This window comes from Bradyrhizobium sp. USDA 4461 (assembly GCF_054055655.1).
The window spans coordinates 2,893,485-2,919,601 of sequence record NZ_JBSRXM010000001.1 but is presented as its reverse complement, the minus strand read 5'-3'; the positions used below and the strand labels follow the sequence as shown (position 1 = coordinate 2,919,601).

General features: G+C 65.5%; 18 protein-coding genes. 11 read left to right on the top strand and 7 right to left on the bottom strand.

Going from position 1 to position 26,117, the window contains the following annotated elements; all coding sequences use genetic code 11:
• Positions 1-9: 9 nt before the first annotated feature.
• On the top strand, positions 10-1,170 hold the full coding sequence (locus tag ACVINW_RS13565; RefSeq protein ID WP_018269158.1) for an acyl-CoA dehydrogenase family protein: 1,161 nt from the start codon (positions 10-12) through the stop codon (positions 1,168-1,170).
• Between the two features lie 17 nt (positions 1,171-1,187).
• Complete coding sequence (locus tag ACVINW_RS13560; RefSeq protein ID WP_018269159.1) at positions 1,188-1,988, top strand: enoyl-CoA hydratase/isomerase family protein; 801 nt, start codon at positions 1,188-1,190, stop codon at positions 1,986-1,988.
• 160 nt (positions 1,989-2,148) lie between these two features.
• On the opposite strand, the gene ACVINW_RS13555 is transcribed toward ACVINW_RS13560, so the two are convergent.
• From ACVINW_RS13555 to ACVINW_RS13535, 5 genes are all read right to left on the bottom strand, one after another.
• Positions 2,149-4,263: an acetate--CoA ligase family protein gene (locus ACVINW_RS13555; protein ID WP_456751756.1), complete on the bottom strand. Its 2,115-nt coding sequence runs from the start codon at positions 4,261-4,263 to the stop codon at positions 2,149-2,151.
• A gap of 271 nt (positions 4,264-4,534) precedes the next feature.
• The gene (locus tag ACVINW_RS13550) at positions 4,535-5,290 is read right to left on the bottom strand and encodes a hypothetical protein (protein ID WP_456756391.1); all 756 of its coding nucleotides are present in this window, start codon (positions 5,288-5,290) and stop codon (positions 4,535-4,537) included.
• Between the two features lie 15 nt (positions 5,291-5,305).
• Positions 5,306-6,100 (bottom strand): enoyl-CoA hydratase, encoded by a 795-nt coding sequence (locus ACVINW_RS13545; protein ID WP_456751755.1) that lies wholly within the window; start codon positions 6,098-6,100, stop codon positions 5,306-5,308.
• Between the two features lie 159 nt (positions 6,101-6,259).
• Positions 6,260-7,465 carry an ABC transporter substrate-binding protein gene (locus ACVINW_RS13540; RefSeq protein WP_456751754.1) on the bottom strand — a complete coding sequence of 402 codons (1,206 nt, stop codon included), beginning with the start codon at positions 7,463-7,465 and terminating at the stop codon, positions 6,260-6,262.
• Positions 7,466-7,598: 133 nt separating this feature from the next.
• Positions 7,599-15,089, bottom strand: a complete 7,491-nt coding sequence (locus tag ACVINW_RS13535) for an Ig-like domain-containing protein (RefSeq protein WP_456751753.1) — start codon at positions 15,087-15,089, stop codon at positions 7,599-7,601.
• A gap of 420 nt (positions 15,090-15,509) precedes the next feature.
• On the opposite strand from ACVINW_RS13535, the gene ACVINW_RS13530 reads away from it, so the two are divergent.
• A complete protein-coding gene (locus tag ACVINW_RS13530; protein WP_456751752.1) occupies positions 15,510-16,304 on the top strand; it encodes a thermonuclease family protein in 795 nt (264 codons plus the stop codon).
• 57 nt (positions 16,305-16,361) lie between these two features.
• Complete coding sequence (locus tag ACVINW_RS13525; RefSeq protein ID WP_456756390.1) at positions 16,362-17,852, top strand: M48 family metalloprotease; 1,491 nt, start codon at positions 16,362-16,364, stop codon at positions 17,850-17,852.
• Between the two features lie 108 nt (positions 17,853-17,960).
• Here the strand turns inward: ACVINW_RS13525 and ACVINW_RS13520 are convergent, their stop codons facing one another.
• On the bottom strand, positions 17,961-18,362 hold the full coding sequence (locus ACVINW_RS13520; RefSeq protein WP_456751751.1) for a c-type cytochrome: 402 nt from the start codon (positions 18,360-18,362) through the stop codon (positions 17,961-17,963).
• Between the two features lie 220 nt (positions 18,363-18,582).
• Here ACVINW_RS13520 and ACVINW_RS13515 point away from each other — a divergent pair, with 220 nt between their 5' ends.
• Both ACVINW_RS13515 and ACVINW_RS13510 read left to right on the top strand, forming a co-directional pair.
• Entirely contained in the window at positions 18,583-19,086 is a 504-nt protein-coding gene (locus ACVINW_RS13515) for a hypothetical protein (RefSeq protein WP_456751750.1), read from the top strand.
• Positions 19,007-19,393, top strand: a complete 387-nt coding sequence (locus tag ACVINW_RS13510; protein WP_456751749.1) for a transporter — start codon at positions 19,007-19,009, stop codon at positions 19,391-19,393. The genes ACVINW_RS13515 and ACVINW_RS13510 overlap by 80 nt, the downstream gene beginning before the upstream one ends.
• A 125-nt stretch (positions 19,394-19,518) precedes the next feature.
• Here ACVINW_RS13510 and ACVINW_RS13505 read toward each other — a convergent pair whose 3' ends face one another.
• Positions 19,519-20,811 carry an MFS transporter gene (locus ACVINW_RS13505; RefSeq protein WP_456751748.1) on the bottom strand — a complete coding sequence of 431 codons (1,293 nt, stop codon included), beginning with the start codon at positions 20,809-20,811 and terminating at the stop codon, positions 19,519-19,521.
• 244 nt (positions 20,812-21,055) lie between these two features.
• On the opposite strand from ACVINW_RS13505, the gene cyoA reads away from it, so the two are divergent.
• The 5 genes from cyoA to ACVINW_RS13480 are packed head-to-tail and all read left to right on the top strand — an operon-like array spanning position 21,056 to position 26,093.
• On the top strand, positions 21,056-22,222 hold the full coding sequence (gene cyoA, locus ACVINW_RS13500; protein ID WP_456751747.1) for a ubiquinol oxidase subunit II: 1,167 nt from the start codon (positions 21,056-21,058) through the stop codon (positions 22,220-22,222).
• Positions 22,223-22,232: 10 nt separating this feature from the next.
• Entirely contained in the window at positions 22,233-24,236 is a 2,004-nt protein-coding gene (cyoB, locus tag ACVINW_RS13495) for a cytochrome o ubiquinol oxidase subunit I (RefSeq protein WP_456751746.1), read from the top strand.
• Positions 24,233-24,865 (top strand): cytochrome o ubiquinol oxidase subunit III, encoded by a 633-nt coding sequence (gene cyoC, locus ACVINW_RS13490; protein WP_456751745.1) that lies wholly within the window; start codon positions 24,233-24,235, stop codon positions 24,863-24,865. Before cyoB ends, cyoC begins: the two co-directional genes overlap by 4 nt.
• Positions 24,862-25,263 (top strand): cytochrome o ubiquinol oxidase subunit IV, encoded by a 402-nt coding sequence (gene cyoD / locus ACVINW_RS13485; RefSeq protein ID WP_456751744.1) that lies wholly within the window; start codon positions 24,862-24,864, stop codon positions 25,261-25,263. The genes cyoC and cyoD overlap by 4 nt, the downstream gene beginning before the upstream one ends.
• Before the next feature lie 26 nt (positions 25,264-25,289).
• A complete protein-coding gene (locus ACVINW_RS13480; protein ID WP_456751743.1) occupies positions 25,290-26,093 on the top strand; it encodes an SURF1 family protein in 804 nt (267 codons plus the stop codon).
• Positions 26,094-26,117: the final 24 nt, after the last annotated feature.

Sequence of the window (26,117 nt, the reverse complement as noted above, 5' to 3'; positions counted from 1 at the left end):
CTGGACATCATGACCGCAGCCCTTCGTTTCGATCCGATCCGCCTGCCGGAGAAATGCGAGCAGCTCCGCAAGGAGGTGCGCGCCTTCCTCGCCGAGGAGATCGCCGCCGGCACCTTCGATCCGCACGCGCCCAACCGCGAGGACAATGATGCGCCGGAATTCTCCCGTCGCGTCGGCGCCAAGGGCTGGCTCGGCATGACCTGGCCGAAGAAGTATGGCGGCCAGGAGCGCTCGTTCCTGGAGCGCTACGTCGTCACCGAGGAGATGCGGGTGGCGAATGCGCCGACCCGGCGCTTCTTCGTCGCCGACCGCCAGAGCGGCCCGGTGCTTTTGAAATACGCGCCCGAGCACATCAAGATGGATATCCTGCCGCGGATCTGCCGCGGCGAGGTCTGCTTTGCGATCGGCATGAGCGAGCCGAACTCCGGCTCCGATCTGTTCGCGGCGAAGACCCGCGCGACCAAGACCGACGGCGGCTATCTGATCAACGGCACCAAGATCTGGACCTCGTCGGCGCACATCGCCGACTACATGATCGCGATCTTCCGCACCTCGCCGCCGACCAAGGAAAACCGCCGCCACGGCCTGACCCAGTTCCTGGTCAAGATGAAGCAGCCGGGCATCCAGGTGAATCCGATCGGCCAGATCACCGGCCAGTTCGAATTCAACGAGGTGGTGTTCACCGACTACTTCGTGCCCGACGATCACGTGCTGGGCGAAGTCGACGGCGCCTGGAAACAGGCGACGTCAGAGCTTGCGTATGAGCGGAGTGGCCCCGAGCGCTTCCTCGAAACCTATTACGTGCTCACCGAGCTGGTGCGCGCGGTCGGCAAGAACCCGGACACCCGCAGCGCCGAGGGCATCGGCCGGCTGGTGGCGCAGGTGCACACCATGCGCCGCATGTCGGTGTCGGTTGCGGGCATGTTGCAGGCCGGCAAGGAGCCGGTGGTGGAGGCCTCGATCGTCAAGGACATCGGCACGGTGTGGGAGCAACAGCTGCCGCATCGCGTGCGCGATCTCGCGGCGTTCGTCGAGGAGACCGCGACCAACCGCGAGACGCTGGAGAAGCAGCTCGATTTCGCCATCAAGACCGCACCCAAGCTGACGATCCAGGGCGGCACCACCGAGGTGCTGCGCGGCATCATCGCCCGCGGACTCGGCTTGCGCTAATTCAAAGAGGACAGATCATGACCAAGTACACTGATATCGGCGTCGAGACCCACGGCCATGTCGGCCTGATCGAAATCCGTAAACCCCCGCTGAACTTCTTCGACGTCGCGCTGATCAACCAGATCGCCGACGCGCTGGAGGAGTTCGACAACAACATCGAGATCCGCGCTTCGGTGCTCGCAGCCCAGGGCAAGGCGTTCTGCGCCGGCGCCAATTTCGGCGATCCCGCCCGCCAGGAGCAGGAAGAGCGCGCCAAGTCTGATCCGGCCTCCAACCTGCCGATCAACCATCTCTACGTTCAGGCGGTGCGCATCTTCCGCAACAAGAAGCCGATCGTCGCGGCGATCCATGGCGCCGCGATCGGCGGCGGCCTCGGCCTTGCGGTCTCCGCCGACTTCCGCGTCGCCTGCCCCGAGGCCCGCTTCTCCGCCAACTTCACCAAGCTCGGCTTCCATCCGGGCTTCGGCCTCACCACGACGCTGCCGGAGCTGATCGGCAAGAACAATGCCGAGCTGATGTTCTACACCAGCCGCCGCGTCACCGGCGAGGAAGCCTATCGCTGGGGACTCGCCAACGTGCTGGTGCCGCAGGACCAGGTGCGGGCTGAAGCGATGAAGCTCGCGCAGGAGATCGCCGAATGCTCGCCGCTCGGCCTGGTCTCGACCCGCGCCACCATGCGCGCCGGCCTCGCCGACCGCGTGCTCGCCGCGACCAACCATGAACTCGCCGAGCAGACCAAGCTGCGCGCCACCGAAGACTTCAAGGAAGGCGTCAAGGCCACCGCCGAGCGCCGCGTCGCCAACTTCAAGGGGCGGTGAGCGCCGAGCGGCACTCTCTCCACGGGTCGTCCCGGCGAAGGCCGGGACCCACAACCACTGAACTGAGTTGTAAGGAACGCCGACGCCGCTTGTGCCTCTTTCGTCGGCCGCGGCGTATGGGTCCCGGCCTTCGCCGGGACGACGTTGAGGAGATAGCGGGCTAATCCCTCGGCACCACCAGCGCATCGACGATGGTCACGCCCTGCCCCTCGGGATGCACCAGCACCGGATTGAGCTCGATCTCGGCGATCTGGTTCGCATGCTGCGCTGCCAGCACTGAAATCTGCGAGATCAACCGCGCCAGCGCTGCGACATCCGCCTTCGGCGCACCGCGGAAACCGTGCAGCAGCGGCGCGGCCTTCAGCGTCTCCAGCATCGCGGTCGCCTCGGCCCCGCTCACCGGCGCCGGGCGATAGACCACATCCCTGAACAGCTCGGTGGTGATGCCGCCGAGCCCCACCATCACCATCGGTCCGAAGGTGGCATCCGTCATGGTGCCGACGATGATCTCGACGCCCCTCTTCGCCATCGGCCCGACCAGCACGCCCTGGATCGCAGCGTCCGGCCGCCGCCTCTGCACGCTCTCCAGCATGTCGCGATAGGCCGTGAACGCCGCGCCCTTGGCTGAGATGTTGACGCGGACGCCGCCGACCTCGCTCTTGTGCGCGATGTCAGGCGATTGGATCTTCATGACAAGTGGAAACCCGGCCCGCTCGATCGCGGCATCGAGCCCGTCGCGATCGGTCACCAGCACCTCGTCCGGCAACGCGATCCCCGCCGCGCGCAGCAGCGACTTGCTGTCATATTCGGAGAACGTCTTCGCTGCGAGATGCGCGGAGAGATCGCGCGCTTGCGACGCAGATGCCGCCATCTCGGGCGCGGGCTTGAAGCCGGCATAATCAGCCAGCCGCCGCATCGCGACGCCGACATGGGTCAGGCCCGACAGCACCACCACGCCCGATTTCGCCAGCTCCTGTCGCGCAAACGACGACGGCAGCGTATAGGAGTAGAACACCACCGGCTTGTGCTGCGCTGATATCACCGGCTTCAGCTCTTCTTCCTTGAACGGCATCCGCGTCTCGCTCGACAGCGACAGCACGACCAAGGTCGCGTCGACCTCGTCGGAAGCGTTGAACAGTTCGATGCTCTTCTGCAGGCCGCCGGAGGAGACGCCCTGCGCGGTCACGTCGACCGGATTGCCCGCCGCGCCATAGGACGGCATCCATTGCTTGATCTGGCTCTGGATCTCGGCCGACAGCTCCGGCACGCGCAGGCCCTGCATCGAGACGGTATCGGCGCCCCAGATGCCCGCTCCGCCGGACACCGTCAGCACCGCGACGCGGTCGCCTTTCGGCAACGGATTGGTGGTGAGGACGGCGGCAATCGTCACCGCCTCGTCGAGGTCGTTGGAGACGATGAAGCCGTATTTCGCGAACACCGCATCATAGGCCGCCGACCAGCCCGCCATGCTCGCGGTGTGCGAGGCCGCGGCGCGCTCGCCGGCGCCGGAGCGGCCCACTTTAGTTACGATGACGGGCTTCCTGAGCTCTGCCGCGCGCTTCGCCGCCGCCAGGAACTTGTCGACGTCGCGGATGCCCTCGATGAACAGCAGGATCACGTCGGTCGAGGCATCCTGCACCATGTAGTCGAGGAACTCGCCGGCACCGAGATCGCTTTCATTGCCGGCGCTGACCACATAGCTGAGCGCGACGCCGAGCGCCTTGGCGCGATGATATATCGCAAAGCCGATGCCGCCGCTCTGCGCGACGATGCCGATCCGCCGCTGGCTTGCGACCAGGCCGGGCGCATCCGGCTTGACGTCGACGGTCGGGCTGAAGGTCGCGGCGACCTTCTGCACCTGGCTGTAGAAGCCTTCGGCGTTCGGACCGGAGATCCGCATCCCCGTCCGCTTCGCGAGCGCGACGATGGCATCCTGCATCGCTGCGCTGTCGCCGCCCTCCTCGGCAAAGCCCGAGGAGATGATGACCGCGTTCTTGACGCCGGCGGCCGCGCACTGCTCCAGCGCCGGCAGCACCGCACGCGCAGGGATCACGATGACCGCGAGATCGATCGGCGCGCCGATCTCGGCGACCGACTTGAAGCATCTCAGCCCGTCGATCTCCTCATAGTTCGGATTGATCGGATAGAGCCCGCCCGGATAGCCGTTCTTGCGCAACATTGCGAGCAACCGCCCCGGAATCTTCTCGTGATCGCGCGAGGCGCCGATCAGCGCGATGCTTTTGGGCGCGAAGAAGGAATCGAGCGGATGCGGCATGGGGCGTTCCGTTGTTGTTATTATGAACCACGATATTGAATAGCGGCCATTCGCTCAATCTTTCCCCGTCATCCTGAGAAGCGCGTAGCGCGTCTCGAAGGATGAACGGCCCGGCCGGTGGCCATCGATCCTTCGAGACGCCGCTTCGCGGCTCCTCAGGATGACGGATTAGGGAACGTGTAGCCCGGATGGAGCGCAGCGCAATCCGAGGACGGCTTATCCGCCCACAGCGTAAACCCGGATTTCGCTTCGCTACATCCGGGCTACGAAACTACGCAATCAGGCGAAAGTTCACACTGCACAGAAAGAACTCATCGTCCTTCACCTCGCAGCCCCTGGCTTTCGCGGCATCCAGCACCTTGGCCTTGTCGGCAACCTTGAAGGTCAAGCCGCTCATGATCTCGCTGGCCCCCTTGACGAAGCGGAAGGTGGCATTCGGCAGCTTCACCACGGTACCGTCGGCGGGAATGCCGACGATCCTGCCCCAATGCGCCGCCAACCCTTCGGGGTCGGGACTCTGCATCTCGACCTCGGTCAACGCCAACGTCGTGTCCTTGCGGATCGACTTCTGCCAGTCCGGGCCGGCCGGCGGATATGGCCCCAGCACGTTATCGCTGCCGTCGGTGTGGTTGAACTCGATGAAGACGGCGCGGCAGTCGCGCGGATGCAGTTGCACCCCATGATACGGCGCATGCGTGATCACGTTGGCGGTACGCACGCCGATCGCATTGGCCTTGGCGCCGCGCGCGTCAGGATCTTCGCAAGCGAAGATCGCCATGTAGCCGCCGCGTCCGCCCGTCTTCTCGATGAAGCGGCCGGCCGCGGTGCCCGGCCCCGGCTGGAACGGCGCGACCACTTCGAGCAGGATCGTATCGACCGGCAGCAGCGCGTTCTCGAGGCCGTATTTGGCGACGTTACCGTCGCGGTAGCAGACATCGAGGCCCATGATCGCAGAGATATCCGCGATCACGGGCGCGAGCTGCGGCGCCACCAGGCAGATCTGCCGCAACCGCATGTACTCGGCCATGTGATTGGTCACGGCTTACTGACCCTGGAAGGTGGGCTTGCGCTTCTCGACGAAGGCCTTTGCCGCTTCCTTGTGGTCGGTGGTCTCGCCGGCACGGGTGTGGTGGATCGCCTCGCCGTCGAAGCAGGCCTCCAGCGTCATGGTCTCGGCATTGTTGATGTTGCGCTTGATGTAGCCGAGCGCCACCGACGGGCCCTGCGCCAGCGAGCGCGCGAGCTCCAGCGCTTCGGCCTCGATATCGGCATCGGGCACCACCTTGGAGACCATGCCGAGATTGTAGGCCTCCTGCGCCGACAGCACCGGCGACATCATGTAGAGCTCGCGCGCCTTGGCGCTGCCGAGCATCTTGGTGAGGAAATAGGTGCCGCCGTAGTCGCCGGAGAAGCCGACCTTGGCGAAGGCGGTGGTGATCTTGCAGGACGCGCTGGCGACGCGCAGATCGCAGGACAGCGCGATCGAGAGCCCGGCGCCGGCCGCAGCACCATCGAGCTGCGCCACCACCGGCTTCGGCATCGTGTGCAGGATCCGCGAGACCTCCATGCCGCGGCGCAGATTGGCCATCTTGGCTTCGAACGGCAGCGGCGCACGGCCTGCCGCCATCGACTTGACGTCGCCGCCGACGCAGAAGGTGCCGCCGGCGCCGCGGATCAGCACCGCCCGCACCTCGGTATCGTCCTGCGCGCGACGCGCGGCCTCCACGAGCCCCTGCGTCATGTCGGGATTGAGCGCATTGCGCCGATCCGGGCGGTTCATGGTGATAGTGAGCAGGCCCTGTTCGAGGGATTGGAGAACCATCTGATTGTCGCTCATGGCGTTTTGCCTTTCGTTGTTTGTTGGTTGTTCCCCGTCGTTCCGGGATGGTGCGCTAGCACCAGACCCGGAACCTCGAGATCCCCGATGCGCAATTGCGCATCTGAGGTGCGATGCTAACGCATCGCCCCGGGATGACTGAGTGACTTCGTCACTCCGTCACTTCTTCACCAGCGGGCAGCGCGACGCCGACAGCGGCTGGAACGCCTGGTCGCCGGGCACGGTCGCGAGCAGCTTGTAGTCGTCCCAGCGACCCTTCGACTCCGAGGGCTTCTTGACCTCGAACAGATACATGTCGTGCACCATGCGGCCGTCTTCACGAATCTTGCCGTTCTTGGCGAACATGTCGTTGATCGGGGTCTCCTTCATCACCTTCATGACGGCGGCGGCATCAGTGGTGCCGGCGGCCTTCACTGCCTGCAAATAATGCAGCACCGAGGAGTAGACGCCGGCCTGGGCCGAGGTCGGCACCCGCTTGGTCCGCTCCATGAAGCGCTTGGTGAACGCGCGGGTGTCGTCATTGAGGTCCCAGTAAAACGCCTCCGCAAGCAGCAGGCCCTGCGCGGTCTCGAGCCCCACACTGTCGATGTCGGTGACGAAAGCCAACAGCGGCGAGATCTTCTGGCCGCCCTTGGTGATGCCGAACTCAGCGCCCTGCTTGATCGCGTTGATGGTGTCGCCGCCGGCATTGGCAAGGCCGATCACCTTGGCTTTCGAGGCCTGTGCCTGCAACAGGAACGACGAGAAATCGGAGGTGTTGATCGGATGCCGGACGCTGCCGAGCACCTTGCCGCCCGACTTCACCACGACATTGCTGGTGTCCTTTTCCAGGTCCTGGCCGAAGGCGTAGTCGGCGGTGAGGAAGAACCAGGTGTCGAGACCGGATTTGACCGCGGCAAGGCCGGTCACATTGGCCTGCGCGAAGGTGTCGAACACGTAGTGCACGGTATAGGGACCGCAGGCCTCGTTGGAGAGACGGATCGAGCCCGGACCGTTGAACATGATGATCTTGCCGCGCGCCTTGGCGATCTCGCCGGCGGCGAGCGCGGTCGCCGAGGCCGCGACGTCGAAGATCATCTCGACACCCTGGTTGTCGATCATGTCGCGGGCGATATTGGCGGCGAGGTCGGCCTTGTTGAGATGGTCGCCGACCACGATCTCGATCTTGCGGCCGAGCACCGTGCCGCCGAAATCCTCCGCCGCCATCTTGGCCGCGGTCTCGCTGCCCGTACCGGTGATGTCGGCATAGAGGCTCGACATGTCGAGGATGCCGCCGAGCTTCAGCGGAGGCTTGTCCTGCGCCAGCGACGCATTCGCCGAGATCGCAAACACACAGGCCAACACGCCGGCCAAAACTCGTCTCATTCATACCCTCCCTGGAGATGCGGACCTCATTGCATCAGGTCCGTTTCGAGGGCGGGATCATGCCGCATGGCCCGCAGTGCAGCAAGCCGCAGCGGCAGTAATCTGTTTTCCGCTAGCCGGAATGACGCCTCGATCAGAGATGGAAGTCAGGCACGGTCTGATACGACGTGCCAGCCGGCAGCCCGAGGAACAGGTACTGCATGCCATAGTGCCCGGCGAACGCCGTGGCGGTCGCGTCCATGATGACATGGCCACCGAGATCGAGATGCAGTTCCGGCCGCGTGATCGACCCGAGCGTATAGGCCGGCACTGTCGTCTCGTTGATGTGCAACGCATCGAACGCCGCCGACACGGCCGACAGCGACGCCGCATTGCCGGCGAGGTCGACCACGCTGGCGCCATTGGCGGCGAAGCCGGTCACCGCCAGCGATGGCGCGCGATCGGTCGACGACACGATGTGATCGAATACCAGCTTCGAGGGATCGCCGAGCAGCGTCGTGGCCGCGGCATCGTAGATCGCGCTGCCGCCGTCGTTCAGCGTCAGTGTCGGCGTGCCGCTGATCACGCGAACCGCCTCGCTGAAGCCGACCGTCAGTTGCACCAGCGCGCCCGGAGACGCAACGCCGCCGGAGGGCGTGGCGGTGATCCCGGTCAGATGGGGCGCAGTCGTGTCGAGGGTGAAGGTCAGGCTGGACGACGCGCTGACATTGCCGGCGGCATCGACCTCCTGCACCGTCACGGAATGCACGCCATCGGTCGTGAACACCGGCGCCACCGCCGAGAAGCCCGACGCGCCGTCGGCCTTGAAGCGCAGCGTGTCGGCAGCATCGGCCTTGTAATAGTCGATCAGCGGATTGCTGGTGATGCGATCGGCACCCGAGACGCCGGTGTCCTGATGCAGAAATAGCGCCGGTACCAAGGGCGCCTTGGTGTCGCCGCTGAAATTGACCGAGCTGCTTGCCGCACCGGCATTGCCGGCGACGTCGGTGTAGCTCGCGCCGGCGACCGACAGGTTTGCCGACAGATAGTTGGTGACATCGGGCGTGAAGATCGCGGTGTAGATATCCTGGCCTGCGCCGTTGAGGCCGACATGAACAAGGTTGCCCATGAAGCCGCCGTGCACGGTGATGTCGCCGAGCCCGAAGCCCGCGACGGCTTCGGAGAAGGTGAACGTCATCAGCGCCGTGTCGCCCGCGTGCAGCACGGTGTGATTGGCCGCCACCGACACCGTCGGCGCATGCGTGTCGCCGCCGATGGTGGCGGTGTTACCAGCCGCACCGGTATTGCCGGCATCGTCGGCATAGCTCGAGGCCGTGACCCGGATCGAGCCCGCCAGCACATCGGTGATATCAGGCGTGAACAGCGCGGTGTAGACGTCCTGGCCCGACACATTGAGCCCGACATGGACCAGGTTGCTCAGGGCACCGCCGGCGACGACGGTATCGCCGATGGCGAAGCCCGCGACATGTTCGGAGAAGGTGAAGGTGACCACCGACGTCTGCCCGGCCAGCACCGTGCTCGGGCTCGCGGCAACCGACACCGTCGGCGCCTTGGTATCGCCGATGAAATTGACGATGTTGCTCGCTGCACCGGCGTTGCCGGCGACGTCGGTATAGCTTGACGCCGTGACCTGCACCGAGCCCGCCTCGGTGTTGCTTTCATCCGGCGTGAAGGCTGCGGTGTAGATGTCCTGGCCCGACGCGTTGATGCCGACATGGACGAGATGGCCGAGCGTCCCGCCATGCACCGTGACGTCACCGAGCGCGAAGCTCGCGACCTCTTCGGAGAAGGTGAATGTCACCAGCGCGGCCTGGCCCGCCAGCAGCGCGCTACGGTCGGCCGCGATCGAGACCGTCGGCGCCAGCGTATCGCCGCCGATCGTGGCGGTGTTACCAGCCGCTCCGGCGTTGCCGGACAGATCGGCATAGCTCGACGCATTGACCTTCACCGAACCGGTCTCGGTGTCGCTGACATCGGGCGTGAAGGTCGCGGTGTAGACATCCTCGCCGGCACCATTGAGCCCGACGTGGACCAAATTGCTCAGCGCGCCGCCATGCACGGTGGTGTCGCCCAGGGCGAAGCCGGACACCGCCTCCGAGAAGGTGAAGGTTGCGACCGAGAGGTCGCCGGCCAGCACCGCGTCGGGATTGAGCGAGACGGAGACGGTCGGCGCCTTGGTATCGCCGGTGAAATTGATCGTGTTGCTGATACCGCCGGCATTGCCGGCCGTGTCGCTGTAGCTCGATGCGTTGACCTGGACCGATCCGGCCTCGATGTTGGTGACATCGGGCGTGAAGGTCGCGGTGTAGATGTCCTGACCGATGCCGTTGACGCCGATATGGACAAGATTACCCAGCGCGCCGCCGCTGACGCTGACATCGCCGAGCGCGAAGCCCGCGACCGCTTCGGAGAAGGTGAAGGTCACCACTGCGGTCTGGCCGGCGAGCAGCGCATTGTGGTCCGCCGAAACCGACACCGTCGGCGCCCTGGTATCGCCGGTGAAATTGACCGCGTTGCTCGACGAACCGGAATTGCCGGCGACGTCGCTATAGCTTGAGGTGTTGACCTGCACCGAACCCGCTTCGGTGTTGGTCACGTCGGGTGTGAAGGTCGCGGTGTAGACGTCGTGGCCGGAGCCATCGACGCCGACATGGGTGAGATTATCCAGCGTGCCGCCGCTGACGGTGACGTCGCCCAGCCCGAAGCCGGTGACGGCCTCGGAGAAGCTGAAAGTCACGACTGTAGTATCGCCGGCCGCGAGCCTGCTGTGATCGGCAGTGACCGACACCGTCGGCGCCTTGGTGTCGCCTGAGAAATTGATCGCACTGCTGGCCGCGCCGGCGTTTCCAGCCGCGTCCGTATAGCTAGCCGCGTTGACCTGCACCGAACCCACCTCGGAATTGGTCACGTCAGGCGTAAAGGTCGCGGTGTAGATGTCCTGGTGCGCGGCGTTGAGGCCGACATGGATAAGGTTATCAAGCGTGCCGCCGCTCACCGTCGTGTCCGCAAGCGCGAAGCCCGTGACCGCCTCGGAGAAGGTGAAGGTGACGATCGAACTCTGCCCGGCCAGCAGCGACGTCGAGCTTGCCGCGACCGATACCGTCGGCGCGACCCCGTCGATCACCAGATGCAGATCGGTCGCCGCATGGGTGACGTCGGCGTCCTGGCCGCCGGGATCCTTGATCGTGCCGCCGTTGAGCGACAGGCTCTGCACCTGAAGATCAGAGCTGCTGTCGCCGTCCTGCACCGTGTAGCTGAACACGAGTGCCTGCGAGCCGCTGCCGCTGACATAGGTCGCGGCCTTGCCGTCGCTGAGCAGCAGTTCCGGCGCACCGGTCACGGTCACCGCATTGCTGAAATTGACCGTGATGGTCACCACCTTGCCGGTATTGAGCAGCGTCAGGTGACCGGTCGTGTCCGCGGTCAGCGAAGCAATGCTGGCCTGCGACCTGATCTCGAGGTGCGGCGTGGCCGAACCATCCGAGGCGAGGCTCAGCGAGCCGAAGGTGGCGCCCGCGCCGAAACCCAGATGCAGCGAGGCGAGCGTGCTGCCACTGCCGCTCTTCACCGTCAATATGCCGTTCGCATAGGCCAGCGTCGCCGTCGCGTCATAGGCGAGATTGCTGAAATCGATGGTATCGCCGCCGGCAAAGCCGGTGATCGACGTGCCGAACGAGGTGCCGGAGAATGCCGCGGCATCGAGCACGAGCTTCTCGGTAGAGCCGTCCGTGAACGCAATCGCTCCGGTTCCGGCCGCACCGCTCGCTGCGAGCTCGAGGATCGAGCCCTTAATGACGGTGCCGCCCGAATAGGTGTTGTGCGCGGACAGCACGAGCCGTCCACCGCCGGTCACTTCCACGTCGCCGGGCGTCGCGCCGTCGGAGATGACGCCGCTCTGGGTGACGGTCTGGCCGGCCGCGACGTTGAAGACCGGATCACCGGCGACGGTGATGTTGCGGGTCTGCGTAAAACCGTCGGTGAAGCTGATGCCGGTGCCGTCGCCGAGCTTCAGCACGTTGGTCACCGCGCCGAGATTGACGTTGGCGGAGATCGACACCCGTGTGCCGGCGCCGCTGACCGTGGTGTTGCCGGTGTAGGTGTTGTTGCCGCCGAGGATGACGGTGCCGCCGCCGCTAACCACGAGACCGCCGACGCCCGCATTGGCGCCGGTGCCGCCACTGCCGCTCTGGTCCGCGATATCGCTGGCGACCGTCAGCGTCTGGCCGCTGGCCGGTGCGAAGCTGAGATTGTTGGTGCCCTGGATGAAGATGCCTGAGCCGTATGCAGATCCGCTGGCCTGGCCGGCGCCATTGGTGCCGCCCTTGACCGCGTTGAAGCCGGAATCGTTCGAGAGCGAGCCGCCCTTGATGGTCAACGAGCCGCCTTGCTGAACGAAGACGGTGCCACCAGCGCCAAGGCCGCCACCGCCACCCGCCGTGCCACCACCGCCGCCGAAGCCACCGAGCCCGCTGACGCCACCACCGCCGCCGAAGCCGCCATTGCCGCCATAGCCGCCACCACCACCGAAGCCACCATTGCCGAACGCCCCGCCGCCACCGCCGTAGCCACCATTGCCGCCGTCGATTGCGTTGCCGCCGCCGACGCCACCGCCGGTACCGTGCGCGCGGTTGTTGTTGCCGAGGAAGCCACCCGCGCCGCCGCCGCCGCCATTGGCGCCGCCCGTTCCGCCATACCAGTAAAGCATGGTCCCGCCTCCGAACGGGATCAGGTAGCCGTCGACGCCTTTGCCGCCCCCCGCGGCGCCGGGAACGATCCCAGCGGCCCCGTTCTGGAATGCAGCGGAGTTCGCACCCTGCGCGTGAAGGCCGATGCCGCCACCGCTGCTGTTGCCGCCACGACCGCCCATGCCGCCACCACCGCCGAAGCCGTCGAGGTTGGCGTTGCTCGCGGTGCTGCCGGTTCCGCCATTGCCGCCGATCGCGGCACTGTTGTGAAACACGACATTGTCGAGCGTGGCGCTGCCGTTCGCCGAGACGAACAGCGCACCGCCGAGCCCGGCGCCACCGCCGCCGCCGCCCTGGATGACGCCGCCGCCGGCCGCCACCGTGTTCTGGATGGTCAGGTTCTCGAGATTGACGTTGCCGGCATAAACGAAGAACCCGCGCTGGGCGTTGAGGCCGTCAATCGTGTAGGCGCCGCCGTGACCATCGCTGCCGTTGATGGTGACGCTCGACCCGCTCAAGAGATTGAGCGCGTACAGCTCCGACGAGAGGCTGAAGCTGGCGGTGATGTTGATGGTGTAGTTGGCATTCGGCGCGGCGTTCTGGCCGCCGGAATCCATCTGCAGGATGGCTGCGTTGAGCTCGGTGACGTTCGAGACATTGAAGACGCGCGTCGACACAAGCTGCACGATCGTGCCGCCATTCGCATCCTGCGAAAGCTGGAAGCGGGCGCCGCCGTCGAGCCCGTTCACCGTCAACGTATCCGTCACCGTGCCGTTCGAGACCGTGAGGACGTTGCCGGAAAGACTGACGGTGTTGAGCGAGGTGTTCTGGGCGTTGTAGTGCAGCCCGGTCAGGTCGATGGACTGGCCGGGATTGAAGTTGGAGATGCTGTTGGTGAACGCGTTGCCGGTCAGCGCGGCATCGTCGATCTTCAGCGTGCTGGCGAGTCCTGTCGTGAACGAGATATTGCCGGTGCCGGCTGCGCCGGCCGTGGTCAGCCATACCGTGCCGGAATAGATCGTCGTGCTGCCATAGCTGTTGGCATGGCTGAGCACGAATGTGCCGCCGCCGTCGATTCCGAGATTGCCGCCGCCACTGATCAGGGCGGTATCGGTGACGGTCGCGCCGGTCCCGACCGTCAAAACCGAGTTGCCGCCGACCACGATCGCGTCGTCAAAGGTTCCGCCCGTCGTCAACCCAAGGTGCCCACCGCTCAGGTTGAGCGTCCCGGTCAGCCCCGCGAGCTGGCCAAGCCCGAGTTGCAAGGTGCCTGCGCCCGACAGCGTGAACGTGCCGGAGCCGCTGATCGCGCCAGAGTCGGCGATCGTGCCGGACGAGATGTCGAAGGTGCCGCCATTGGCGGTGACCTGGATGCCGTGCGTGAAAGTGTAGCCGCCGGTCGTGGTCAGCGTGCCGCCGTTGAGGATCAGTGCGCCGGCCGAGCCGCCGATATTGTTGTCGGCGGTGATCGAGAGCGTATTGCCGGCATCGATCTGGGTGCCGCCGACATAGCTGTTGGCGCCGGTCAGCGTCAGCGTGCCGCCGCCGGAAATCTGCAACTTGCCGGTCGTGCCGGCACCGCTGATTCCCTTCTCGTCCGCAATCGTGTCGGCGATCGTCAGCGTGGTGACGGTCTGCAATCCCTCGAAGACCGTGGAAACGGTGTGCGTCGGCGTGACGACCATCGTGCCCTGGATGAAGATGTCGCCATAGGCCGAGCCGTTGCTCGCGCCATTCGCGCCAGTGCCGCCGGTCTCGGTGGCACCGGACAGGGTGCCGCCGATCACGGTCAGCTTGCCGCCTTGCTGGACGAAGATATCGCCGCCGGCGCCGAGACCGCCGCCACCGCCGCCGGCGAGCGAGCCATTGCCCGCGCCGAAGCCGCCGCTGCCGGGCGTGCCGTTCGACCCGCCGCCACCACCGCCGAAGCCGCCATTGCCGCCGGTGTGCGCGTAGCCGCTGCCATTGCCGGATCCGCCGCCACCGCCGGCGAACCCGCCATTGCCGCCGCCATAAATGCCGCCGCCGCCACCGCCACCGACGCCACCTGCACCGCCGAAGCCGATCAGCGTGCCCGAAGGGCCGCCGCCCACCGAGTTGCCGCCACCGATGCCACCGCCGCCGCCGCCGACGCCGCCGGCACCACCGCCACCATTTGCGCCGCCGGAGGCATGCGCGCCGTAGCCGATGCCGCCATAATTGTCGGCGCTCTGTCCGCCGCCTGGACCGACGACGGTCGCCGGCGTGCCGCTCGAGCCCTGCGCGCCTGTTGAAGGATGCTGGCTATCAGAGCCGGCTTCGCTGTAACCGTTCGCGCCATTGCCGTGGTCGCCATAATAGTCGTGACCGCCGAAACCGCCGCCACCGCCGCCGCCGCCATTGCCACTGCCGCCGTCGGCACCGATGCCGCCGCCACCGCCGCCGCCACCGGCAGGATCGACCGCACCGCCATCGCCGCCCTTCGCGGTGTTACTGCCGAAATTGACATTGTCGAGCGTGACGTCGGCGTTCTGCCCGACGAACAGGCCGCCGCCGAGGCCTGCACCGCCGCCGCCACCGCCGACCCCGCCATTGCCGCCGCTCGCAACCGCATTGATGATGGTGAGATTCTTGAACGTCACCTTGCCTGAGGTGACGACAAAGCCCTGATAGCCGCGCGCGTCGATGACGTCGCTGTAATCCTGCCCGCCGAGCTGATTGTTGTAGTCGGAGTTGCCGTCGAAGGTGAGCGTCGAACCGTTCATCAGGTTGATGGCCGGCAGATCGTCGAGCAGCTGCAACGTGCGCGCGCCTGACGAGAGCGAGAAGTTGATGACGTAATCGGTGTTCGCCGCAGCGAAGCCGCCGCCGACGCTGATCGCCGAGATCGCGTTGTAGAGCTGGGTGTAATCGTGGAGGAGATCGCTGGTCGTCAGCGTGAGAACAACTGGGTTCGACACAAGGACCTCGGCAATAGGATTGAGCGACCGCAATCGATCGCTGTTTCTAAAAATTGCCGAATAGTTATCGTGCGCCGCAAATCATTGGCAATAATAACGAATTCTCATTCCGCGCACGGAGTTGAGATGGTCAATGGGTAAGGTTGACGGGCGCGCGGACCGCGTCGCGCGCGATTGGATGGCCATTTTCGTCACGGCAAGGGACATGCGAGGTGTGTTTGTCCCGTCGCGGCCACGCATCGATGTGAAACCAGCGGCGCGTGCATGCGCGCGATGAGAAGCGCTCGGAAAATTTGTTCGCTGAATCAAGGTGCCCAACGGGTGTCGTTTCGCTTGTGGCTCCGCGACGATCTTTCCGTCAGACTGCCTCTGTTGGCGGCCGCCGCTCGGAACAGAGCGCGCCGGAGTGAAGAGTGCAGCATGACGCTTCCACACGATCGAGCATGGCGACGCCGTTCGCGGACGGTGACGATGACAGTATGCGCGCTCGCAATCGTCGCATGCATCGAACCTGCCGAAGCGGCCGGATGCAATTTCGAGATTCAGGGCGAAGGGCGCGTCGCGGCTATCATCGATGCCCGCAGCCTTCGGCTCGACGACGGCCGTGAGGTCCGGCTTGCCGGCATCGAGGTGGCGGACAGGACGAAGGCCATGGCAGCGCTGTCGGCACGGCTGGTCGGCCGCGAGGTGACGCTGCGCGGGCAGGACGACACGCCGGACCGCTACGGCCGGCAACCGGCCTACGCCTTCGTCGAAGGTGAGGGGCTGCCCGTGCAGACCGAACTGCTGCGTCAGGGCCTCGCGCTGGTGTCGTCCGAGGTCGCCGACAAGGACTGCGCCGCGGCGCTGATGGCGGCGGAGGGCGAGGCACGGGCGGCCCGGTCGGGAACCTGGGCCGAGGCCAGTGTCATAAAAAACGCCGAAAGTCCGGACGATATTTTGGCCGGGATCGGGCGTTTTATGGTGGTCGAGGGCAGGGTTTTGTCGGTGCGCCAGGCCGGGGCGACGACCTACCTGAATTTCGGCCGAAACTGGACTCGGGACTTTGCTCTGACTATTTCAAGGCGCATAGTCCCTGCGTTCGAAGCGGCCGGGCTTGCGCCCAAGTCTCTGGAAAATCGCAGGATTCGTGTACGAGGCTGGGTGGAAGCACGACGTGGGCCGCGAATCGAACTGCTCCGGGTGGGGCAGATTGAAGTGCTCGGCGGGAACTAGGGGGCCTTTGGCCACACCCCGGCCGACTCACGGGACAATTTGCGAGTTTTGGACGTGATGGTGCGCGCAGGACGGCGTGAAAATGGGACTGGCCGCCGGCTTTCGGCTGCGCCGGTGCTCGTCTGCGCCGCCCTGACGCTGTCGGCCTGCGGCAATGTCGGCCGATTCGAGCAGGTCACCCCGACTGCGGCGGCGGCGCCGGTGAAGCCGAACCGGGTGGTGCAGCAGACGCCCAACAGCGAGCGCGAGCATGAGCGCATCCTGTCGTCCTATGGCGGCGCCTATGACGACCCGAAGCTCGAGGCGCTGATCAGCAAGACCGTCGAGCGGCTGGTCGCCGCTTCCGAGCGGCCCGACCAGGCCTACAAGGTGACGATCCTCAACTCCGGCGCGGTCAACGCCTTCGCGCTGCCGACCGGCCAGCTCTACGTCACGCGCGGCCTGATCGCGCTCGCCAGCGACACCTCGGAGCTCTCCTCGGTGCTGAGCCACGAGATGGCGCATGTGCTGGCCAAGCACGCCGCGATGCGCGAGGACCAGGCGCGCCAGGCGGCGGTGGTGACGCGCGTCGTCACCGACATGAGCACCGATCCCGATCTCACGGCGCTTGCGCTCGCCAAGACCAAGCTGACACTGGCGAGCTTCTCGCGGCAGCAGGAGTTCGAGGCCGACGGCATCGGCGTCGGCATCGCCGCCCGCGCGCATTTCGATCCCTACGGCGCGGCGCGTTTCCTGACCGCGATGGAGCGCAATGCCGCGCTCAAGATCGGCAAGACTGCGCTCGATCCGCGCGCGCAGGATTTCACCTCGTCGCATCCGGCGACGCCGGAGCGCATCAACAATGCGCAGACCACCGCGCGGCAATATTCATCGCCGGAGAGCAACGATCGCGACCGCGAGACCTATCTCGCCGCGATCGACAACATCGTCTACGGCGAGGATCCCAGCGAAGGCTTCGTCCGCGGCCGCCGCTTCCTGCATCCGAAGCTCGGCTTCACCTTCACCGCGCCCGATAATTTCACGCTCGACAACACCGCGCAGGCGGTGATCGGCGTGCGCGAAGGCGGCAGCCAGGCGATGCGCTTCGACGTGGTGCGGGTGCCGGCCGAGCAGTCGCTCGGCGACTATCTGAATTCCGGCTGGATGGAGGGCGTCGAGAAGTCCTCGACCGAGGACCTCACCATCAACGGCTTTCCGGCGGCCTCGGCCACCGCGCATGGCGACCAGTGGCAGTTCAAGGTCTATGCGCTGCGCTTCGGCAGCGACGTCTACCGCTTCATCTTCGCCGCCAAGCAGAAATCCACCGAGAGCGAGCGCAACGCACGCGAGACCGTCAATTCATTCCGTCGCCTGACGCTCGACGAGATCCAGGCCGCGCGCCCGCTGCGCATCAAGGTGATCAACGTGCAGCCCGGCGACACCGTGGAATCGCTGTCGCACCGCATGGCCGGCGTCGATCATCCGGCCGAGCGCTTCCGCGTGCTCAATGGCCTCGACGCCCACGCCCAGGTCAAACCGCGCGACCGCGTCAAGATCGTGGTGGATTGAGGCGGTAGAGAACCGTAGCCCGGATGCAGCGTTGCGCAATCCGGGGACGTGCGTCCGCGAAGAGAAGATCCCGGATTACGCTGCGCTCCATCCGGGCTACAAGCAACCCTACTTCGCCCTCTCCTTGAGGAAGGCGATGATGTCGGCGCGATCCCTGGGATCCTGAACCTCGTAGAACATCTTGGTGCCCGGGACCATCGCGTCCGGATCGGTCAGCCATTTGTCGAGATTCTCCTCGGTCCACACGATCTTCGAATTCTTCAGCGCCGGCGAATAATTATAGCCCGCGACCGAACCGGCGAGGCGGCCCACCACGCCCTTATGCATCGGGCCGACGTCGTTCTTCTCGATCGAATGGCAATCGCCGCAGCCCTGGTACAGCGTGGCGCCGCGTGCCGGATCGCCCGCCGCGCGGGCGCTGTTCAGCGCGAGCAGGATCGCGATGGCCGCCATCGCGGCGATTTTGGCGCGCCGCGGCGCCAGCGCGCCGGCGATCGAACGAATGGTCATTCCGGGTCTCCTGTTTGCCACCACAACAGGAGCCGCCGCGCTGCCATTCTATTCCCTGCCGCCCGGCCGTCATTGCACTGGACGCCGGCCGCTGGGATCGCCGACAATCATGCCTCGTGTTGAAGTTTTTTGCCGCCCCCGCGGAATAATTGCGCGGCCCCGTCGATCTTGATTGCGGCTGCCACCTCCGCAGCCGCGCCGCGCTATTGGAGCATCCCCAGTGTTTCAGACCAGGTTCGGCGCCGTCGCTCGACTTGCCGAACTCGGGTGCGTGCTTGCTGCGCTCACACTCGCAGCAGCCACCGCCGCGCGCGCGGACGGCTGTCCCAAACCGAGCGACGAAATTGCGACCGACCGGCCCGACGTCACCAATTCCAGTATCGTCGTGCCGGTCGGGAGCCTGCAGAACGAGAACGGCGTCAACCTGACCGGCCGCGACGGTGGCCGCAGCATCGACGGCAGCAACAGCCGCTGGCGGCTCGGGATTGCGCCCTGCCTCGAAGTACTGGTCGACCTGCCGAGCTATGTCGGCACGCTGAAATCGCCGGGCGCCTCCGGCTTCTCCGACGTCGCGCCGGCCATCAAATGGCAGATCAGCCCGGGTGCCCGGGAAGATCGACCTCTCGATCACGGCCGGCGTCGCGTTGCCGACAAGTGCTGCTGTTATCGCCGGCCGCGGCGCGCAGCCCTATATTCAATTGCCATGGTCATGGGAGCTGCATGAGGGCTGGGGCGTCAGCGGCATGTTCACGGAATTCTTCCGTCCGGCCGAACCGACCGGCCAGCACATGTCGGAGGCGACGTTCGTGGTCGAGAAGAAACTGACCGAGCGGATCAGCGTGTTCACCGAATATGTCGGCGACTATCCCGACGGCGCGCGGCCGACCCAGCTGGTCAATTCCGGCGGCATGTACAAGATCACACCGACCCAGCAGCTCGACTTCCACATCGCGTTCGGGCTCAACCGCAACTCGCCGAACTACGTTGTCGGCTTAGGCTATTCGTTTCGCGTCGATGGATTATTCCGCTAGCCTGAGATTCGCAGCCCGGATGGAGCGCAGCGCAATCCGGGGGCAGAACGGTCCGCGGTCAAGGTGGCCCCGGATTTCGCTTCGCTCCATCCGGGCTACAAGACGAGGGAAACTGCGCGAGCAGTCTAATTCACTTCCGCTTCGCGCAGGCCGCTGAGCCACAGCGCCAGCAGCGTCCACACCGCCCCCGACAACAGGTACGCGCCGGCCGAGATCAGGCCGAAATGCGTCGCCAGCAAGAGCGCGGCCAGCGGCGCGAAGCCGGCGCCGAACAGCCAGGCGAAATCCGAGGTCAGCGCGGAAGCCGTGTAGCGATAGTTGCGCGCGAAGTTCGAGGCGATCGCGCCCGACGACTGGCCGAACGACAGGCCGAGCAGCACGAAGCCGAGCACCATGTAGACGGTCTCACCGAACGCGCCGGCGTCGAGCAGCTGCGGGGCAAAGCCGCTATAGACCGCGATCGCGACCGCCGAGCCCAGCAGCAGCGGCTTGCGCCCGACGCGATCGGCGATCATGCCGGAGGCGACGATCGCCGCGACGCCGACCATGGCGCCGATCATCTCGATGATCAGGAAGCGCACCGGGCTTTCCTTGGTGAACAGGAACACCCAGGACAGCGGAAACACCGTGACCATGTGGAACAGGGCGAAGCTCGCCAGCGGCGCGAACGCGCCGAGCAGGATGTTGCGGCCTTCCTGCGCGACGGTCTCGCCGACCCGCGCCGGCTCGAGGTCGCGGCTTTCGAACAGCTCGGAATATTCATCGGTCGCCACCATGCGCAGCCGCGCGAACAGCGCCACCACGTTGATGGCGAAGGCGACGAAGAACGGATAGCGCCAGCCCCAATCGAAGAAATCATCCGCCGACAGGTTGCCGGCGAAAAACGCGAACAGCGCGCTCGCCACGATCAGCCCGAGCGGCGCGCCGAGTTGCGGCACCATCGCGTACCAGCCGCGCTTGTTCGCCGGCGAATTCATCGCGAGCAGCGAGGCGAGGCCGTCCCACGCGCCGCCCCAGGCAATGCCCTGCAGGACGCGCGCGGCGGCGAGCAGCCAGATCGCCGCAACGCCGATCGTATCGTAGCCGGGCAGGAAGGCGAGCGCGACCGTCGCGGTGCCGAGCAGGAACAGCGCGGTGACGAGCTTGGCGCCCTTGCCGTGGCGGCGGTCGACCGCCATGAAGATGACGGTGCCGAGCGGCCGCGCGGCGAAGGCCAGCGCGAAGATGCCGAAGGAATAGAGCGTGCCGGTCAATTCATTGGCGAACGGGAACACCAGCTTCGGGAACACGATCACCGAGGCGATCGCGTAGACGAAGAAGTCGAAGAACTCCGAGGTGCGTCCGATGATGACGCCGATGGCGATCTCGCCGGGTTTCGCCTGCCCGTGACCTGATGTGGTCGGGGTGCCGTGAGCCATTGCTGGGGCCTGTGCCATCGCCGGAGAACCGTCCTTTGGAGCCTGATCCGGGAAACCGAAGAACGGTTTTCCGAACCAATCATGCTCGAACAAGATGAGGCCACGGGCAGACTTTGCCACGCGGTCCACCTCACCTTCTGACCGCCTATCCCGCAGTGCAACATTGGACAAATTGTCCAATGTCAACTTTGCTGCATCGCAGCTACCCCTTGGCCGAACTCATGAAATTCAAGTGGGGTGAGCCGTGCGCGCCTTGAAATTATTGGCCTTATTGCCGTTCGCGGCGCTCCTTGGCGGGTGCGATTTCGTCGTCCTGGCGCCTGCCGGCGACATCGCCGCCCAGCAGCGCGACCTCGTCGTGATCTCTACCGTCCTGATGCTGATCATCGTGCTTCCGGTAATGGCGCTGACCGTGTTCTTCGCCTGGCGCTACCGCCAGTCCAACACCCAGGCGCCCTACGAGCCGGACTGGGATCACTCCACCCAGCTCGAGCTGGTGATCTGGTCGGCACCGCTTCTGATCATCATCTGCCTCGGCGCGCTGACCTGGATGGGCACCCATCTGCTCGATCCCTACCGCTCGCTCGGCCGCATCGCCGCCGACAAGCCGATCGAGAGCAAGGACGCCCCGCTCAATGTCGAGGTGGTCGCGCTCGACTGGAAGTGGCTGTTCATCTACCCGGATTACGGCGTCGCCGCGCTCAACGAGCTTGCGGCGCCCGTCGACCGCCCGATCCGCTTCCGCATCACGGCCTCCTCCGTGATGAACTCGTTCTACATCCCAGCTCTCGCCGGCCAGATCTACGCCATGCCCGGGATGGAGACCAAGCTGCACGCTGTCGCCAACAAGCCCGGCACCTTCCGCGGCTTCTCCGCCAATTACAGCGGCGCCGGCTTCTCCGGCATGCATTTCGATTTCAAGAGCCTGTCGAACGCCGATTTCGACAAGTGGATCGCGACCGCCAAGGCCAGCGCCAACATGCTCGGCCGCACCGATTATCTCCAGCTCGAACGTCCGAGCGAGAACGATCCGGTCCGGCTCTATCGCTCGGTCGATCGCGATCTCTACAAGGCGATCCTCAACATGTGCGTCGAGCCCGGCAAGATGTGCATGAGCGAGATGATGGCGATCGACGCCAAGGGCGGCTTGGGACGCGAAGGCTTCAGCAACACGCTGCCGCTGACTTACGACAAATACGCCCGCCGCGGCGCGCCGCTCGGCTCCGAGCCGACCTTCGTCGCCGGCATCTGCTCGATGGACGAGATCAAGGATGCGCCGTCGCGCGAGGTCACCGCGCCGCTCGATCTGACGCCGCTGCGCGGCTTCGGGCTGAAGCGCCCGCCGTTCTCGCCGGCTCACCCGTCATCGACATCCCTGCTGCTCGGCCAGCGTCCGAAATCAGAGTCCTGAGGAGGACCGCATGAATCCCGATCTCGTCAAGATGATCTTCGGCCGCCTCAATCTCGAAGCGCTGCCGATCCATGAGCCGATCCTGGTCGGCACCTTCGCGGTGGTCGCAACCGGCGGGCTGGCGCTGTTCGCCCTCGTCACCTACTTCCGGCTCTGGAGCTATCTGTGGCGCGAATGGTTCACCACCGTGGACCACAAGCGCATCGGCATCATGTACATGATCCTCGGCATCGTGATGCTGCTGCGCGGCTTCGCGGACGCGCTGATGATGCGCCTGCAGCAGGCGATCGCCTTCAACGGCTCCGACGGCTACCTCCCCGCCCATCACTACGACCAGGTCTTCACCGCCCACGGCGTGATCATGATCTTCTTCGTGGCGATGCCGCTGGTCACCGGCCTGATGAACTACGTGGTGCCGCTGCAGATCGGCGCCCGCGACGTCTCGTTCCCCTTCCTCAACAATTTCAGCTTCTGGATGACGGTCGGCGGCGCGGTGCTGGTGATGATGTCGCTGTTCGTCGGCGAATTCGCCCGCACCGGCTGGCTCGCCTACCCGCCGCTGTCGAACATCGGCTACAGTCCTGACGTCGGCGTCGACTATTACATATGGGGACTCCAGGTCGCCGGCGTCGGCACCACGCTATCGGGCATCAACCTGGTCTGCACCATCGTCAAGCTGCGCGCGCCCGGCATGACGATGATGAAGATGCCGGTGTTCACCTGGACCTCGCTCTGCACCAACGTCCTGATCGTCGCCTCCTTCCCGGTGCTGACCGCGGTGCTGGCGCTGCTGTCGCTCGACCGTTACGTCGGCACCAACTTCTTCACGAACGATTTCGGCGGCAACCCGATGATGTACGTGAACCTGATCTGGATCTGGGGCCATCCCGAGGTCTACATCCTGGTGCTGCCGGCGTTCGGCATCTTCTCCGAGGTGACCGCGACGTTCTCCGGCAAGCGGCTGTTCGGCTACACGTCGATGGTCTACGCCACCGTCGTCATCACCATCCTGTCCTACCTGGTCTGGCTGCACCACTTCTTTACGATGGGCTCCGGCGCCAGCGTCAACTCGTTCTTCGGCATCACCACCATGATCATCTCGATCCCGACGGGCGCGAAGATGTTCAACTGGCTGTTCACGATGTATCGCGGCCGCATCCGCTTCGAGCTGCCGATGATGTGGACGGTGGCGTTCATGCTGACCTTCGTGATCGGCGGCATGACCGGCGTGCTGCTCGCGGTGCCTCCGGCCGATTTCGTGCTGCATAACAGCCTGTTCCTGATCGCGCATTTCCACAACGTGATCATCGGCGGCGTGCTGTTCGGCCTGTTCGCCGGCATCAACTACTGGTTCCCGAAGGCGTTCGGCTTCAGGCTCGATCCGTTCTGGGGCAAGCTGTCGTTCTGGTTCTGGGTCTCCGGATTCTACTTCGCCTTCATGCCGCTCTATGTGCTCGGCCTGATGGGCGTGACCCGAAGGCTCCGCGTGTTCGACGATCCGTCCTTGCAGATCTGGTTCGTGATCGCGGCGTTCGGCGCCTTCCTGATCCTGCTCGGCATCGGTGCGATGCTGGTGCAGTTCGCGGTCAGCATCCTCCGGCGCGAACAGCTCAAGGACACCACCGGCGATCCCTGGAACGCGCGCACGCTGGAATGGGCGACCTCCTCGCCGCCGCCGGACTACAACTTCGCCTTCACGCCCGTGGTCTACGACAACGACGCCTGGTGGGACATGAAGCGCCGCGGCTACAGGCGCCCGCTGACCGGCTTCAAGCCGATCCACATGCCGTCCAACACCGGCACCGGCGTCATCCTCGCCGGGTTCGCGACGGTGATGGGATTCGCGCTGATCTGGTACATCTGGTGGCTCGCCGCCGTCAGCTTCGTTGCGCTGCTCGCGGTCGCGATCGGCCACACCTTCAACTATCACCGCGACTTCCACATCCCGGCGGATGAGGTGGTGCGGACTGAAGACGCGCGGACACGCGTTCTTGCCGCGGGAGCCCAGTCATGAGCGTAGCGACGACCATCACCACTCAAGACTCCGAGCCCGTCTTCCACGTCGTCGACGAGCACGATCATCCGGAAGGCGCCAGCACCATGCTGGGCTTCTGGATCTACCTGATGAGCGACTGCCTCATCTTCGCGATGCTGTTTGCGACCTATGGCGTGCTCGGCGGCAGCTATGCCGCCGGCCCGTCGCCGAAGGACCTGTTCGACCTCAAGCTGGTCGCGCTCAACACCACGATGCTGCTGCTCTCCTCGATCACCTACGGCTTCGCCATGCTGACGATGGAGAAATCGAAGATCGGCCAGACCCAGCTCTGGCTCGCGATCACCGGACTGTTCGGTCTCGCCTTCCTCGGCATCGAGCTCACCGAGTTCGCCCACATGATCCATGAGGGCGCCACGCCGCAGCGCAGCGCCTTCCTGTCGTCGTTCTTCACGCTGGTCGGCACCCACGGCCTGCACGTCACCTTCGGCCTGGTCTGGCTGGTGACGCTGATGGTGCAGACCGCGCGGTTCGGCCTCACCACCGCCAACCGGCGCCGGCTGATGTGCCTGTCGATGTTCTGGCACTTCCTCGACGTGGTCTGGATCGGCGTCTTCACCTTCGTCTACCTCCTGGGAATGCTGCGATGACAACAAAAGCTCACGCCGAAGCTCATGCCCTCGAAGCCAATGCCGGACACGGCCATGACGATCATGGCGGCGCCGCTCACGGCTCGCTGAAGAGCTATCTGATCGGCTTCGGCCTTTCGGTCGTCCTCACCGCCATTCCGTTTTGGCTGGTGATGACCGGCACCATCGCCGACAAGGCGGTCACCGCCCTGATCGTGCTGGTGCTGGCGGCGGTGCAGATTGTGGTTCACATGATCTACTTCCTCCACATGAACACGCGGTCCGAGAACGGCTGGACCATGATGGCCATGATCTTCACCGTGGTCATGGTGGTGATCGCGCTGACCGGCTCGCTGTGGGTCATGCATCACCTCAACATCAACATGATGCCGATCCACGACATGAGCCAGATGCCGTGACGGTGCGATCTGCCAGACCACCGCTGGTGCTGCTCACGCTCGGCATGCTGGGCGTGGTGCTGCTGAGCGCGCTCGGCGTCTGGCAGATCGAACGCCGGACCTGGAAGCTGGCGCTGATCGAACGGGTCGAGCAGCGCATGCATGCGGCAGCGGTCGCGCCGCCGCCGCCATCGTCATGGCCCGCGGTCACGGCCGCCAGCGACGAATATCGCCGCGTCACCCTGAGCGGCACGTTCCTCAATGCCGACGAGACGCTGGTGCAGGCCGTGACGGCCGAAGGCCCCGGCTTCTGGGTGCTGACGCCGCTGCAGATGGCCGACGGAACCACGGTGCTGGTCAATCGCGGCTTCGTTCCGCCCGACCGGCGCGATCCCGCCACACGGCGCGACGGCGCCCCGCAGGGCCGGGTCAATCTCACCGGGTTGTTGCGGATTTCGGAGCCGAAGGGCGGTTTCCTGCGCAGCAACGACCCTGCGGCGGGCCGCTGGTATTCGCGCGACGTCGCCGCGATCGCCGCCGCGCACGGATTGTCGCACGTCGCCCCCTATTTCATCGATGCCGATGCGACGCCGAATCCCGGCGGCAGCCCCCTCGGCGGGCTCACGATCGTGCGGTTTCCCAACAACCACCTGATTTACGCGCTGACATGGTTTGCGCTGGCCTTTATGCTGGCGGGCGCGCTCCTGCGCATCGTCGGCAGGAGCCGCGCCGGCGCCTCCGATCCAGGGTGGAGTTCAAGACGCGCCGCCGTGCGCCGCTTGGTCGGCGCAGCCCGCAACCTGTCTCGCGACCCAGGCCCAGATGCTCGAGCGCACATCGGATCCGCATGAGGAAAATGCCGCGACAGGCACGGC